The sequence below is a fragment of the Nocardia sp. NPDC127606 genome (assembly GCF_042671725.1).
In the GTDB taxonomy this organism is placed as follows: domain Bacteria; phylum Actinomycetota; class Actinomycetes; order Mycobacteriales; family Mycobacteriaceae; genus Nocardia.
The window spans coordinates 1-14,380 of the sequence record NZ_JBHXWQ010000012.1; the positions used below are offsets into that span (position 1 = coordinate 1).

Annotated in this window: 11 protein-coding genes; 7 read left to right on the forward strand and 4 right to left on the reverse strand. The window is 61.6% G+C overall.

What is annotated here, in order from left to right; translation table 11 throughout:
- The first annotated feature begins 15 nt into the window (after positions 1-15).
- From ACFVJ5_RS33430 to ACFVJ5_RS33445, 4 genes are all read left to right on the forward strand, one after another.
- Complete coding sequence (locus ACFVJ5_RS33430; protein WP_379226415.1) at positions 16-4,179, forward strand: DUF6531 domain-containing protein; 4,164 nt, start codon at positions 16-18, stop codon at positions 4,177-4,179.
- Between the two features lie 67 nt (positions 4,180-4,246).
- A complete protein-coding gene (locus ACFVJ5_RS33435) occupies positions 4,247-4,753 on the forward strand; it encodes a hypothetical protein (protein ID WP_379226416.1) in 507 nt (168 codons plus the stop codon).
- A gap of 221 nt (positions 4,754-4,974) precedes the next feature.
- Positions 4,975-5,217: an HNH/endonuclease VII fold putative polymorphic toxin gene (locus ACFVJ5_RS33440; RefSeq protein ID WP_379226418.1), complete on the forward strand. Its 243-nt coding sequence runs from the start codon at positions 4,975-4,977 to the stop codon at positions 5,215-5,217.
- Between the two features lie 10 nt (positions 5,218-5,227).
- Positions 5,228-5,662: an Imm50 family immunity protein gene (locus ACFVJ5_RS33445; protein ID WP_379226420.1), complete on the forward strand. Its 435-nt coding sequence runs from the start codon at positions 5,228-5,230 to the stop codon at positions 5,660-5,662.
- A 166-nt stretch (positions 5,663-5,828) separates the two neighbouring features.
- Here ACFVJ5_RS33445 and ACFVJ5_RS33450 read toward each other — a convergent pair whose 3' ends face one another.
- Complete coding sequence (locus tag ACFVJ5_RS33450; RefSeq protein WP_379226422.1) at positions 5,829-7,973, reverse strand: DUF262 domain-containing protein; 2,145 nt, start codon at positions 7,971-7,973, stop codon at positions 5,829-5,831.
- 68 nt (positions 7,974-8,041) lie between these two features.
- Between ACFVJ5_RS33450 and ACFVJ5_RS33455 the strand changes: the two genes are divergently transcribed.
- A complete protein-coding gene (locus ACFVJ5_RS33455) occupies positions 8,042-8,587 on the forward strand; it encodes a hypothetical protein (RefSeq protein ID WP_379226423.1) in 546 nt (181 codons plus the stop codon).
- A gap of 339 nt (positions 8,588-8,926) precedes the next feature.
- On the opposite strand, the gene ACFVJ5_RS33460 is transcribed toward ACFVJ5_RS33455, so the two are convergent.
- Positions 8,927-9,700, reverse strand: coding sequence for an SDR family NAD(P)-dependent oxidoreductase (locus ACFVJ5_RS33460; protein WP_379226425.1), 774 nt, complete (start codon positions 9,698-9,700; stop codon positions 8,927-8,929).
- Positions 9,701-9,723: 23 nt separating this feature from the next.
- Positions 9,724-9,906 (reverse strand): alpha/beta hydrolase, encoded by a 183-nt coding sequence (locus ACFVJ5_RS33465; protein ID WP_379226427.1) that lies wholly within the window; start codon positions 9,904-9,906, stop codon positions 9,724-9,726.
- A 176-nt stretch (positions 9,907-10,082) separates the two neighbouring features.
- Here ACFVJ5_RS33465 and ACFVJ5_RS33470 point away from each other — a divergent pair, with 176 nt between their 5' ends.
- Both ACFVJ5_RS33470 and ACFVJ5_RS33475 read left to right on the forward strand, forming a co-directional pair.
- On the forward strand, positions 10,083-10,235 hold the full coding sequence (locus tag ACFVJ5_RS33470; RefSeq protein WP_379226429.1) for a hypothetical protein: 153 nt from the start codon (positions 10,083-10,085) through the stop codon (positions 10,233-10,235).
- Between the two features lie 412 nt (positions 10,236-10,647).
- Complete coding sequence (locus ACFVJ5_RS33475; protein ID WP_375934042.1) at positions 10,648-10,989, forward strand: hypothetical protein; 342 nt, start codon at positions 10,648-10,650, stop codon at positions 10,987-10,989.
- A 7-nt stretch (positions 10,990-10,996) separates the two neighbouring features.
- Here the strand turns inward: ACFVJ5_RS33475 and ACFVJ5_RS33480 are convergent, their stop codons facing one another.
- Positions 10,997-14,323, reverse strand: coding sequence for a type ISP restriction/modification enzyme (locus ACFVJ5_RS33480; RefSeq protein ID WP_379226431.1), 3,327 nt, complete (start codon positions 14,321-14,323; stop codon positions 10,997-10,999).
- Between the last annotated feature and the right edge of the window lie 57 nt (positions 14,324-14,380).

Genomic DNA, 14,380 nt, shown 5'->3' on the forward strand with positions numbered 1-14,380 from the left:
GCCCGCATCAGCGAAGTGGCCACTGCCCAGAACGCCGCGGTCACTGCCGATGTCGCGGACTGGACCGGTCAAACCGCCACCGCCTACAAATCCGCGGCGTCCAACACCACCAACCTGCTCACCGCCGCCAACACCGCCGCGACCGCGGCAGCTTCAGCGATCCGCATGGCCGGTGGGATCGTGGCCGCGGTCCGCGAAACCGTCCGTGACCTGGTAGCCCAAACCGTCGGTCGTCTCGCGGTGTGGGCGGCGGAATTGGTGTTCTCGGTCGGTCTGGCGACTCCGTTGGTCGCGGTCCAGGCCACCGCTTACATCGCGAAGACTGTGGCGACGATTTCGAAGTTGTTTTCGAAGTTGGCCAAGACGATGTCGAAGCTGAAGCCGTTGCTCAAGCAGTTGAAGTCGGCGTTCGGTGATATCGCGAAAGCGTTCAAGAAGACCCCGTCCAAGACCTCGAAGAACGCCGACACCACCACTACCAGTCCCGCGGCCGCGAAGAACACCGATACCTCGACAACCCCGTCGACCACGAAACAGCCTGACACGCCCACGAATCCGGCCAGCACACCTGATACACCGTCGAAGACAACTGATAACCCGGACACCCCAGGGACCACGAAACCGGCGAGCACGCCGGAGACGAGCAAGCTTCCCGACCAGTCCGGCTCCGAGAAGCCGGACCTGAACAAGACCGCGAAGCAAACCACCGACTGTGGTGACCCGGTCGACGTCGCGACCGGTGAGTTCCTCCTTCCTGCAACCGATGTCGAACTCCCCGGCGTGCTGGCATTGGTCCTCACCCGTCGCCACCGCTCGTCGTATCGGTTCGGTGGCTGGTTCGGGCCGTCGTGGGCGGCCACGCTTGACATGCGGGTGACCGTCGACCAAGTCGGAGTCCGATTTGTCGGACCCGACGGCGAGGTGTGGCAGTTCCCTCACACAGTTCCCGACGTCCCGGTCCGCCCGGTGCACAACGGAATCCGCGCGACCATAACGCGCACCGAAACTGGCGGCTATCTTGTTCACGACTCGGACCGCGAACTTACTTGGGGTTTCATCCCGGACCCTGCACTGTCGGGGTTCGGCACTGAAGGCGACGGCTACGCGATCACTGAGATTACCGACCGCCACCACAATCACATCCGATTCCACTACAGCCCCGAGGGCACGCCTACCCATATCACCCATTCCGGTGGCTACCGTGTCGAAATCACCACCGAAGGCGCTCGCGTCACTGGTCTAGCCGTCGTAGGCGCAGATCCAGACGGTGCTCCCGCAACAACCCGAGTTCGTGAATTCATCTACACAACAGGCAATCTCACCACGGTCATCAACGGCGTCGGCGCCGCCACGCACTACCGGTATGACAGCGACGCGCGGATGCTGTCATGGCGTGATTCCCGCGGTACGGAATTGCACAACACCTACGACCGGACCGGACGGGTCGTGAAGCAGGTCGGGTCCGACGGAATCCTGTCCGCGACCTTCGCATACGAAGTCCTTCCCGAATTCCGGCGGGTCCGCACACACCACACCAACTCGCTTGGCGCCACTACAACCTTTGAGTTCGACGAAGACCTGTGTCTTCGGAACCTGATCGATCCGCGTGGCGCGTCCTCGGTCACCGACTACAACGAGTACCGCCAGCCGGTCCGCTATGTCGACGCTTACGCCAACATCACCACCTATCTCTACAACCTCGATGGCGATCTGGTCCTGCTCCGCCGCCCAGACCGGGAAGTGATTTCGATCAGCTACGCCGCACCGCGCCGTCCGGCCATTGTGAGCGATGTCGACGGCACGACGATTACCCGGACATATGACGACGACGGCAACCTCACCAGCATCTCCGATGCCGACGGTGTGACCACCACGTACACCCACCATCAGTGCGGTGCTCCGGCTTCGATCACGATGTCGACGGGCGCCACAACCCATATCGACATCGACGCCGCTGGCCTGCCGATCCGGATCACCGAACCCGGCAACGCGGTCACGGTTGTCGAGCGCGACATGTTCGGTCAGCCCACCATCATTACCGACCCGATCGGTGGTATCAGCACGCACTGCTATTCCGCCGAGGGAAACCTGCTCTCCCACACAGACACCGATGGCACGACACAGTCGTGGACCTATGACGGCGAAGCGAACCTACTTACCCACACCAACCAGATCGGTGCGCTCACCCGCTACACCTACGGCACCTTTGACCTGGTCAGTACCCGCGAAGCGCCCGACGGCGCTATCACCGCCTACTCCCACGACACCGAAGGCCGACTCACCTCGGTCACCAACCCGCTCGGCGACACCTGGACCTACGAATACGATCTGGCGGGCAATGTCCGCACTGAAACCGACTACAACGGATCGGTCACCCAGACCGAGTTCGACCTGCTCAATCGACCTGCCATCATCACGACACCTGCGGGTGTTCAACGCCGCCTCACCTACGATGTCCTCGGCCGATTCACTGGCGTCAGCACCGACACCAGTGAATGGATTACCAACACCTATACCCCGACCGGCCGGCTCGCGACTGCTCGAAACGGCAACCACAACAGCACCATCCACACTGTCACTTTCGAACACACCGCGGCAGGGCGCATGCTCGCCCAACGTGTCGACAGCCAAACCATTGCCTATGACTACGATCGTCACGGTCGCCGAATTGGATACACGACTCCTAGTGGCGCGACAACCACGTACGAACACACGCCGACAGGACAAGTCGCCGCCCTAACCTCACGCGGGCACCGATTCGACTTCACCCACGATGCGATGGGGCGTCAGAATAGCTGGCGCAGTGCGGGGATCGGCCAACACAATACCTACAGTCCCGCCGGCTATACCCTCAGCCGCGAACTCGTCCAGCTCGATCCGCGGACCAGCTCACCCACCCAATTGCTCGAGCGCGACGATTACACCTGGCGTCCGGATGGGTGCGTTACGAGCCATACCACTACCACGCCCGCATCGAGCCGACGGCACGACTACACCCTGGATGTGATCGGTCGCATCACCCGCATTGCGAGCCCGGGCGCCGGGACCTCCGAGGAATACACCTACGACGCCTTGTCGAATCTCACCACTGTCGCGGTTCCGGCATCACCGGTACCACCCGATCCCATCGCCGCCGGTTACCAAATGGACGTGCCTTCCACAGACCAGCGTGCGGAGTACCGCAACAACCTCCTCGTCCGCACCGGACGTGCCCGCTACTTCTACGACACGGCTGGTCGCCTTGTCCGCAAAGAAAAGACCCGGATTTCCCGTAAGCCGGCTATCTGGCACTACCGGTATAACGCCTTCGACCAACTTGTCGAAGCAACCACCCCGGACAACACCACCTGGTACTACACCTACGACGCATTCGGTCGCCGAACCAGCAAGCAACACCACGCCAGCAACACTTATACCAAATTCGCCTGGGACGGGGTCCATCTCACCGAACAATCGACCGCAAACCACGCCGGCGCGCGTACCCACACCTGGACCAACCATCCCACAACCCACATCCCCCTGACTCAATCTGTCGACGACAGATTCTGGGCGATCGTCACCAATCTAGAAGGCAGTCCGAGTCACCTCGCTGATCCAGCAACCGGAGAAGTAGGCTCAACGGCGACCGCAACGCTCTGGGGGCAAACGGTCTGGACCGGCCCCGACACCCCGCATCGCTTCCAGGGTCAACAATACGACCCGGAAACCGGACTCCACTACAACCTCCATCGCTACTATGACCCGGAAACCGGCCGCTACCTCACTCAAGACATTCTGGGTCTTACGCCGTCGCCCAACCCCAACATTTATCCAGATAACCCCACGACATGGGCCGACCCTCTTGGGCTAACGCCCTGCCCTGTCAGGGTCTCATCGATGAGCGCGGACTGGGCGACGAAGGGGGCGCATGTGCACATTGGTGGCAAGGAAGTACGTGTGTTTGCCCATCATGACGGGTCGATCGGTGTAGAAGGCTTGCGAATGTCGAACGGTACGCCGAATGATGCTCAGCTACGCCGCGTCGTATCCGAGATATACTCCAATGCCGATCTTCGAGCGGACCTGATTGATAAATCGCGGGCGGCAATGACCGAGATGAACGCGCACAATTGGGGAAACGCAAAGAACAAGGCGGCAGAGATGAATTTCCTCATCAAGGCGCTTGAGCGTATAGAATGATGCATCAGATATTTCTGAATATTTGTCCAGGGTGTGACATGTGCAAGCGAAGAGGAGTGTAAGGTCGATGCTGATAGGGTTTCGTGAGTTCATTGCAGAAGTAGCGATCTCTGATTCTCTGTGCGGACTCCGCAATGGGGCGAGCGTAAGTAGCATCGACCAAATAATGGGCGATTCTGAATTCTATGAGGAAGTAGAAAAAAAACGTGCTTGGATGCGACGCGACTACGGGTTGGTTCAAATAGATTTCAATCCCGATAAGGAAGAGGAGTGGGTATCCTTCGGGATGAAGTTGTCAGTGCACCGCCTAGAGTGGGGGACTTCAATCCCCATTCCGATTGCGGCATTGGTAGCCGATATACCAGAGAAAATATACTTCGACGATCTCCGTTCTGTGATCGAGCCGCGCGGCGGCCTGGTGAGGCGTACAGATCTGAACTTCCGCGATGAAATTCACTACCTGACAGAAGCTGGCGCTGACATTGTGGCAACCACAAAAGATGAAGGCGGAGAAATGGTGCCGGACTGCGTGTGGGAAGTTAATCTGAAGTCTCGCATGATCGCAAATAGGTAGTGCTCGATTGTGAGATCGTTCCGCCGTCAGATTTATTCTGAAGGGTTTGGGACTGGCTGGATCGGCGAGGTAGCGACCGTCCAAAACGCCTCGGTTACTTCCGATGTCGTGGACTGGACCGGTCAAACCGCCACCGCCTGCAAATCTGCCGTGGGCACTTAACTATTGGAGTCCCCACAAGCCAGGCCCAGCGGATCTATCCAAGACATCGGGTTATGTGGATGATAGGTGTTCGGGTTGGGAGCCATGCAGTCCTCGATGAAAATCAGGAAATCATAACCGAGGAGTATCATTTTACTGCCGGAAATGGAAAACGCATTGTTATTCAAGATCGCAGTGCGGGGCACCGGTATGGGGAAGATGGCGTCGGTGACCAGGGTCCCCACTTCAACGTCCGGCCTTTTGAAAATACTCGAACTGGTAAAGTACCCGGAACCCCTGGGCGCTATCCCTTCCAAACATAGGATGCAGCTGATGAGCTGGGTTGATGCGCTGCATGAGCCGAGGAGTATTCGAGGAGTATTCGGGGCGCTCACCCCATCGCTGGATGGCGTTGTGCTCCACGAGATTCGGTTGCACCGTGACGGCCCAAGTGTCTATGTGCGGTTCGATTTTCGTGAGTTTCCGACTGATCCGCCTACAAAGTGGGGAGCCGTTGGCTACAACACGGTTCAAGTCGAACTGTGGCTGTATGCGGTTGAAAGCGTTGAGATATCCGAGCTGAGTACTGTATCCGTGATCGACCTTAATATATCGACCATCGTCCGTAATGGAAGGGTCGCCGTGCGCGTTTGGACATCGGGAAATTCCACGATACGCTTAAATATTGTGGCGGGGAGCGTGAGTGTCGCGAAGGTATCGGCCTACAAAAACGATCCGCCCCCGCCTGATAGAAGCACCTCGCTGTGACCCGTTGGGGCTCGGCATTTTGGAGATGGCTAGCGAGAAGGCGGGACGTCCAATTGGCAAAGGAGAGGGGCCCGGGCCAGCACTGACCGACCGTGCACCATCGCCTTACTGTGGTAGTCCGATCCCGCCCGGCGTAGCGATCTCCACCTCTGCGCAGTCGCCGCGGTCATTCGGTAGTGCCAGCTTCCGAGAGTGCAGTGGTCTTGTTGTCGCCCGTCGGCTTCTCACCGCGGAATGCAGCCCGGACGTCAATGAGCCGCCGTCCGTCCGGGAGGCTCCAGAAGGTCCAGCCGTTGGTCACACTGCCCTTGACATGACGACCCGCTCCGGAGGGGGACCCGAAGGATTGGCCCTCCACTTCCAGCGTGCCGTTATCGCAAATGAGGGCCTCACACGATCGCCAATTCCCCTGTCGCGGCGTCAGTATCGTTCCTGGCGTAAGGAGTCCGGCCGCAACCAGGTCCTTCACCTCGACCCAGTCTTGGTTCTTATCTCGGGGATCGACTACCTGCCCGGTATGCCCTTGGGGCACCGGCCACACGGCGAGTAGCACGTCGATGATGCGTTCGGTCCGAGCCTCGATGGCTTCCTCCGCCCACTGCTCGTCGCCGATATTGCTGAGAAGTCGACTGTTGAGCAGCAGGGTGTCGTGTTCTCGAATTGCGTCTCGCTTGAGATCCCAAGCGCCGTTGGAAACCTTGGAGTTGAGCGAACCGGTGAGCAAGGTCAGGTTGCCGAGCCGGTGCACATGCGCTCCGCGTTCGATCTCGGCCTCGGGTCCGTCGACAGCCCAGTTGTCCTTCCACGTCTGCGGCAGGATGTGCTCGATCGGGTAGCCGCGTCGCGGCATCTGTGGCTGGTTGGTCACCCGCCTGAACCGGTTCTCGATCGCTTCCAGGAAGACCCGCAGACGTGCGACCTTGAAGCGACGGTAGGCGGCTTCAGCAGCGAGCGACGCACGAATCTCGTTGTCTCCGGGCCAATATGTGCTGGAGACGTTCAGTCTGGACAGGTGCTTGGCAACTCTGTCGACAAGTTCGGCATCGGGTGCATCGTTGTAGATGCGGATGATGTCGGCGACGACGCGGCCCAAATCGGATGTCGTCAGGCGGAGGAACATGCGGCGGACAACCCAACTTTCCACTGCCGCAACGACACCGTCGATGGTGTCGCCGGTAAGCGCGCGTTCCGGGTCGTGCAGCCAAACCAGAATCGGTTTGAGCAGTTCGACCTCGAAGGCCTTCATGCGGTATACCGACATTTCGACGGTCGTGAGCTGTCGGTCCTTGTCGTCGGCGGCTAGCGTCCAAGCCTCGTAGAGATCGGCCTGCCGTTTGATCGTCGGCAGTAGTACGCCCATTTTCTGTCCACTGTCATGCTCGACGTAGGCCTTGAAGCGCGCAAATGTCTGCTGCGGTCCGATCTCCTCGCCGATCCGGGAAATGAGCCATTGGTTGAGGAACAGGGACCCGCGGCTAACCCGGTAGCGCCCAACGCTGACCTCAGTTTCCCAGAACTTCGTGTCGAAAGGCCAGTCTTCGGCATAGGCGCGGCGCGTGTCCGAACCCTCAGCGGCGAGCCGCTGGAAGACGAAGTTCTTGATGAGATCGGCAGCGGTCAGCGGGGTTCCGCGAGCGTTGAGAGTTTCGAAGATCTCCTGCGAGTTCTCCACTGCGGTGAGGTTGATGGCCACCAATTGGAGCCCGCTGGTCAGCACACCGACCAGTGCATTGGCCCGAGCCGAGTAGTCTTCTCCGTCGTACGCGCCAAGCCAGGCGGCGACGGCATCAGCAAAAAAGGCATGGGCACGAGTGATCCGGGCACTCGCGTGCGCGAGCTCGGCGTGACTGACCGGCGGATCTGAGTCCATGACCTCATCGAAGGCGGCGTGGTCGCGGTTGGTGTGGCGAATCTTCAGCCGCGACTCTCCTGCTGGTACGAAGGTGGCCTGATTATGGGTCAGGCTCTCCAGCTGGCCCGCGAGCGTGTCACGGCCGGCGGACTCCAGCACCGAGCCGGTCGCATCCATAAGCAACTGCAGCGTCGTCAGTCGCTGCTGGCCGTCGATGATGTTGCTCACCTGCAGACTGCCGAGCTGTCCTTCCTGAGCTTGGACAACTACAGCACCGAGGAAATGCGTTGCCGTGGAATACGGATCGCGTAGCCGCAGCTCAGTCAGACGCCGGATGTCGTTCCACAGCGGCTCCCATTGCTCGACCTGATCCCAGACGTAGGGCCTCTGGAACAGTGGGACCACCAGAGTCTGTGGGAGGCTGAAGATCTGCATCGGCGTCCGTACGTTCGTCTCCACGGTCCCATCCTGCACCGCGGTACCGAGACCCCGCAGCGGAAGGTGGACTGATCGCCTAGGCTGCGCGAGTGGAGAACGATGTGTCGAGGTATTCGCACGAACCGATTTCCGAAAGTCACCTGCATCGCCTGGCCTCGATCGCCAAGGACGAATTAGCAGTGTTCTTCGAACGAAACCCCCATCTTGCTGCCTACCGGAATGCCTACCTGATGACTGCGCTGACTCAGGGTGGCGCGCTGCACTACGCCTCCGGCGGCAAGCACCGCATCAAGGACCTCGACCTGCACTCATTCTTCGTGCGGATCGATCCAGCCAAGACTCAGCTACGCCGACAGCGCCGCGTAATCGACTTCGGGCCATCGGAGTTCGGTCGTCATCCCGATGATGTAGAACTTGGGTTTCGCGGGCGGCACGTTGATGGAATTTTTCGACTGGTCGATGGGGTCGAACTCGGCGTCGAGCCGATGCAAGCGGTACAGCACTATCTGGCCAGTAGCACCACTCCGACGGCGTTCCATCTGCGCCAAAAGGCCGTAGTCGCCGTGGATCCACTAGAGTTGTTCGGAAAGATCTTGTGGCACAACGAGAATGCTCCCCTGGACGGCCGACCGTAGTCCTTTGTCCGGGTAGATCAATGTGGCGCCGTCCTGCGCCTGGCCACCGACGCCGACACGACGGCTTGCTGACCATCGACGCCGAACGGGTCGATGAACATTCGCTCCTACGGGCCCGGGGTCGGCGCTAACCGTGCGCTGCCTCCTGCACGGTGAGCAGACCACCTGGCCGTAGGTAGGTAAGCGGCGGGCTGCAGGCCCGGACCGGCTGCGACCTTGATGGCGCGGCTGTCGATGTCTGGAGGCGGGGTGGTCGGTTCGCACTGTGGCCCGCTGGGAGGTCGCAGGTTCGATTCCTCGGCAGGACACACAAAACATGGGCAACCGGAAAACGCCTGGTCATCGTGGGTGACTACGCGTTGTAGGTCTGGACCAAATATACCCGGCACCCGTCTCGTGAGGGAGCCGGTGCGGGTTGTGGCGAGACGGACCGGCCGGATCGACCGGGTTGCTAGCCGACGCCGACTGTGGTGCGGAAGGGCCGTTGTTCGGTGTGGATTGCCCATAGTTGTTCGGGGAGTGCGTCGGGTGCGTACTGGGGGTCGCCGCCGCCGATGGCGCCGAGGGATGATCAGTTGCCCGACTCGGATATTGCGTGGCTCGAGTGCTTCGTGCAGCATCGCGCCGTAGGCGGACTCGCCTGCGAAGGCGATCGAGGTGCCCGCGACGCTGGTGTTGGGTTGAGCGGCGCTGGAGCCGTTGACGAACAAAGACCGTGCCTCTGCCGAGTTCGGTCATTCCGTCGAGTACCTGTTCGACGGCGGTGACGGGGCCGAGGATGGAGAATTCGGTCGCGGCGGAGAGGTCCTCGGCGGTGGTGTCGAGGACGGGTCGCAGGAATTCCTGGCGGGGGACGGGGCTGTACTGGAGAACTTCGATCGGGCCGAGTTCGCTGGAGTCTTTGTCGAGCGCGGCGGCCAGGGTGGTCCGGTTTTGCACATCGGCGGGGTACCCGGCGGCTGTGGTGGCGTCGGCGGCGAGTTCGTCGACGAGACGGTCGAGTTTGTTCTGGGAGCGGGAGATCAGCGCGACCGAGAACCATTCGCGTCCGAAGCGGCGTGCTGTGGCCAGGCCGAGCCCGGGGCCCGCGCCGATGATCGCGATCGTTGTCATGGTCACCCTTTCGGGGTGGCGCCTCAGCGCAGGTTGGTCTGGAAGAACGTGGTCAGCTTGTCGAAGGGGATGACCTCGGTGCGGTCGTAGAGGTCGACGTGTCCGGCGCCGGGGACGACGACCAGTTCCTTGCGGTCGCCAGCGAGGCGGAAGGCTTCCTCGCTGAATTCGCGGGAGTGGGCGTTCTCGCCGGTGACGAACAGCATCGGGGCGCGGGGAGATGGTCTCGATGTCGTTGAAGGGGTGGAAGTTCAGGAACTTGACGTTGCTGGACAGGGTCGGGTGGGTGGTGGTTTCCGGTGTGGCGCCTTCGGGGGTGACCGCGCCGCGCTGGGTGCGGTAGAAGCCGTAGAACTCGCGCTCGATCGGGGTGGATTCGGTGGTGAGTTCGTGGACGGTGCCGCTGGTGTATTCGGCGGGGCCACCGGTGAATGCGACGTCGCGCTGGGCGACGGCGGTATCGATCATGGCTTTGCGCTGGTCGAGGGTGACCGAGTGGTTGAGCCCGTTGCGGGCTGCCGCGCCCATGTCGTAGCGACTACCGTGCGGGCCAACTCGGCTACTGGTCGCGACGGTGTTTTCGCAGGATTCGCCATGTCGACGGCGCGGAAGGAGAGCGCCTCGCCGCGATGCAGACCAAGGCGATTGCCGCGCTGTTGGTTGGTCTGTCTCCGCGATCATGGGGACGGTGACGGTGGGAGCTGAATACAGGCGGTGCTGGTCGGGACAGGCGATCCGGTTGATCGGCGTGTCGTGGCAGTTTGATCGGTGTGTCGGTGACCTGACCCCGAGCCACGCGTTCGCGTTATTGCGACAGAAGCGGGCGCACGGTTTGTTTAGAAGCCCCGTTACGCGCGGCCTGCGGCAGGATCGTCCCCGGTGCTGCTAGACATGCATCCGTGCACCCAGCGCTCTCGCCATCACAGATTCGGGTTCTGCATCATCTCGTGACCGCCGAGATTCCGTTCCCTGATGCTATAGCGGCCGCAGTCCGGGGGCTTGACCAGGAGAGCATCGCAGCCGACGTGCAAACTCTCAGTTGGATGGGCCTACTGGAAGTCACCGGTGAGAGTCTGGTTATCACGCCGCGAGGCAAGGCAGTGTACTTCGAAGCCGAGTGCGCCACGCTTGGCGAACGCCTGGCTGAGGTGAGCGTATTCGCCGATGAGATGCAGCGACGTACACCCTCACTCAGTCCGGAAATGCACGCGCTCCGTGAACTCGCAGAAGGTGCATGGACCGGAACAGAGGCGGTAGCGTATGTCGAGCGTTGTGCGAAGACGCGCTGAGCTGACGCTACGGTTTCTCGTCGGCGTTCAGATGAAGCTCGTCGTGACTGGTCTTGAGTTGACGACGGGGCCTGCGAGCCTTGTCGGACACCGGCAGAATAGCGGCCTTCTCAAGGTCTGCCACCGTGACCTTGGGTCCGGCGAGGATCCGGTCCAACAGTTCCTGTTGCACGGGAGCGAGGTCGGTGAGTCGGCGCAGCACGGAGAGCAGTTCCATGAGTTCGCGCGACCAGCTGGATGGCCACGAGTCGACATGCAAGTCGTCCAGGGGGCTCGTCTTGCGGCTGTTGGGGTTCGCCTTGCGGTATCCGAACCACTTCTTGACGATCTGCATGCCGCCGACGTCATAGTTCCACACCTCTGTGGGGACCGGGCTGACGAATCCGGCACCCAAGTACAGGGTTCGGTTCATCTCGGCGTAGCGGATTTCGCTCGGAACTTCCGTCCCGATGTGCTGGTCGTAGCGGAGCCGACGCGGATCGCCTGGAGGGAAGAGGACATCTGCTGCTGGTCGACCGTCTTTCGGAGCGATGTACCGTTCCCCGTACGTCGAGGCCCACAGCAGACGCTCGCCAAGCTTCACGGCCTCGTGCCACAGATCGGGGTCGCGAGTGAGCGGCAGCCGTACGCCAGGAGTGAGTAGTTCCTCGGCGAACCGCTCGGTGAACCCACTGTGCCCGGTGACAGCCGCCACATATGCGGCCAGGTCGTGCACCGTGATGCGGTCGAGGCCGAGCTCGGTTGCCAAGTGGGCGAGCAGCCGCGGATGCACATTGGGTGTGCCGTCCGGGTGGAGGATCGGCATGATTTTGCCGCCGCGGCCGTTGAAGTGGTGGGTGTCGGGGAGCAGCGCGGTGGCGACGACGGCCGGCCCGGTCTCGATCTCCTGGGAGGACTGCTGGTTGAGGAAGAGCTGTCCCGGCTGGAGGGCTTCCCACAGCGTGGGTCGGGCGAAGTCGATGACGCGACTGTCGGAGATCAGCCACTGCCGGTCGAAGCTGCGCATGGCGATGCGGATCAGGTCCGGCGTGAGGTCAGTTTCGTCTGCAAGCCCGTGGGCGTGCTCAGGTTGTCCGGGCAGCGGGGGCCGGCGGGCGTGCAGTGAACGATCTCGCGTCCCCTTGAACAGCTTCGCCTGTTTGTCTGGGTCGGCCTCGTGGATCAGACGCGCCCAGCGCCGTTGGAGCAACTGCTCGCTGGGGGCGTTGACCCACGAGCGGTTGGCGGTAATTCCCAGACTTCCCCAGAGGAAAAGATCATCGAGAGCGGGATGGTCCTCCCACCCCGTCTCGGTGATTGGGCGGAACGGGCGGATGGCGGCAGAGTGCGTGTCCTGCCAGCCGTCGTCGTCCAGTTGGATCTCTTTGAGCTGGCGGTACTTATCGGCTCGCCTGCCGTGCACGGCTCGGTAGTGGATGTGGGCGGGTCGATCGGGATCGGTGTCCTTGCTGCGGACGAAGATGCAGATGGCCAGCGGCTGGGCAACACCAGGGAAAATCCGGGTGGCCACATCTGGGCGATGCCCTTCCGGAGAGAGGTCTATAATCCAACCCTCGTCGCAGGTGCGCCTCAGGTAGTTACGCATGCCACGCCCGCCGGGTCCAGTGGTGAAGCCGGCGGGGGTGATGAAGCAGACGACTCCCTGCTGGTCCTGTTGATGGGCGTCGAAGACCTTCCAGGTTGCCCAGCGCCAGAAGTAGATGTAGAGGTTCTTGAGCACGTGCTCATAGCGGCCGTTTCCGGGCCACTTGAACGCTTCGATCGGGGTGCTGCCCTGCGCCGGGCTTCCCTTCTCTATCCAGCCTCCACGGCCCATGGCCTTGTCGTCGTAGGGTGGGTTGCCGATCGCGACGGTGACCGGTGTGTTTGCCTTCACCTGGTTCGCTCGTCGACGCGATTCCGAGATCACGCCGTACGTTGAGGCGAGGGTTTCCTCGGCCAGATACGGGTTGTCCAATGTGTCGGTGACGAACAGCTTCATACCGTCGGGCGGTGCGACTGCTTGATGCCGCTTGAGCAAGTCCGAAGCCCTTAGCTCGGCGACGGCGAAGGGGCCCATCTGCAGCTCGAAACCGATGAGGCGCTTTGCCAGACTGCCTATCGCATCCGGAATCGCCCCAGGGCCATCGTTATCCGCCGTCCAAGCGGCGACGTGCTCGATGACCGCGTGTAGGTATGTGCCCGTCCCCATCGCCGGATCGACGATGCGCACGCCGTCGTCCGCGTATCCGGCCTGGCGACCCAAGCGGGTACGGAGCACATCCTCGGTGAGGCGCACCATCTCCTCGACAATTTCCCGAGGGGTGTAATACGAGCCGCTCTTCTGGCGCAGCTTCTCGTCGTATACCTCCAGGAACGATTCGTACAGGTGTAGGTACGCATCCCGTCGGCCCTTGCGGATCACCGCCCATTCGACAGCGTCGATTACCTGGATAAGCAGGTCGAGGCTGACCTCGAAGCTTACCGTGATGTTGTCGGTTAGGAGCTGAAGGGCTTTGCCCATCAAGGCGTGTCCGTCGTCCAGGCGTCGGCCGATCTCGTGTAGCCCCACTCCTTTAACAGAGATGTCCTCTGTACGCGCCAGCAGAAGCGCGAAGGTCACCGTCTGGGCATATCCGTCAGCAAAGGTAGCGTCGTCAGCTGACGGGAAAAGCAGCCTACGCCAGTCGTTTTTCAGCCCAGTGAACCGCAGTTCCTCGGGACGCGCGCCCTCAGCTGCATACTGTCCCTCCCATTCCAGCTGCTCCAGGACGGCCGCACGTAGCAGGCGGCACAGCGGCGCGGTGCGCCGGACCAGTGTGTTGATGTGGCGGATCGGCTCAGGAACCCAGTGGAGGAAGGTCCTCAGAAGGGCATGGAACGCTGCAGGCTCCCGGACGGACAACGAGCGTCCTACGCTTCCGAGATCGCCGTCGAAGAAGACTGGCGCACCGATCAGCTCGCCGGAGCGAAAGAGGCGCCATTCAGTGCCGTTGGTGTAGAGGACGTTCGGCAAGTCGCGGAGCCGTTCCCACTGCTTCTTGTTACGCCCGGTGAACTTCTCTGGATCGACCGTCTGACCGGGGCGCTTGACCTCGACATAACCTACGATTTCACCGTGCACCTCGACCGCATAGTCAGGGCGCACGCCAACATCACGCAGGGGCGTTTCGGAATGCCACAGGACGCCGTCCATGGCGTCGTGGCTGCCCACAGCTTCCAGGAGATTCTGCAGCGGTGGTCGAATTGACGCCTCGGGGTCGCCCGGTCCGTTCACCATGGCCTTGCATGACGCACCGAAGATCGAGATAGCTTCTGCGAGCCAGTCGAACTCCTGACCCTGCGTCACTGCCACACCCCCGCCCTATCGATCGCGACGCGAGGAGTATGTCACATCCTAGCCCTAGAGGAT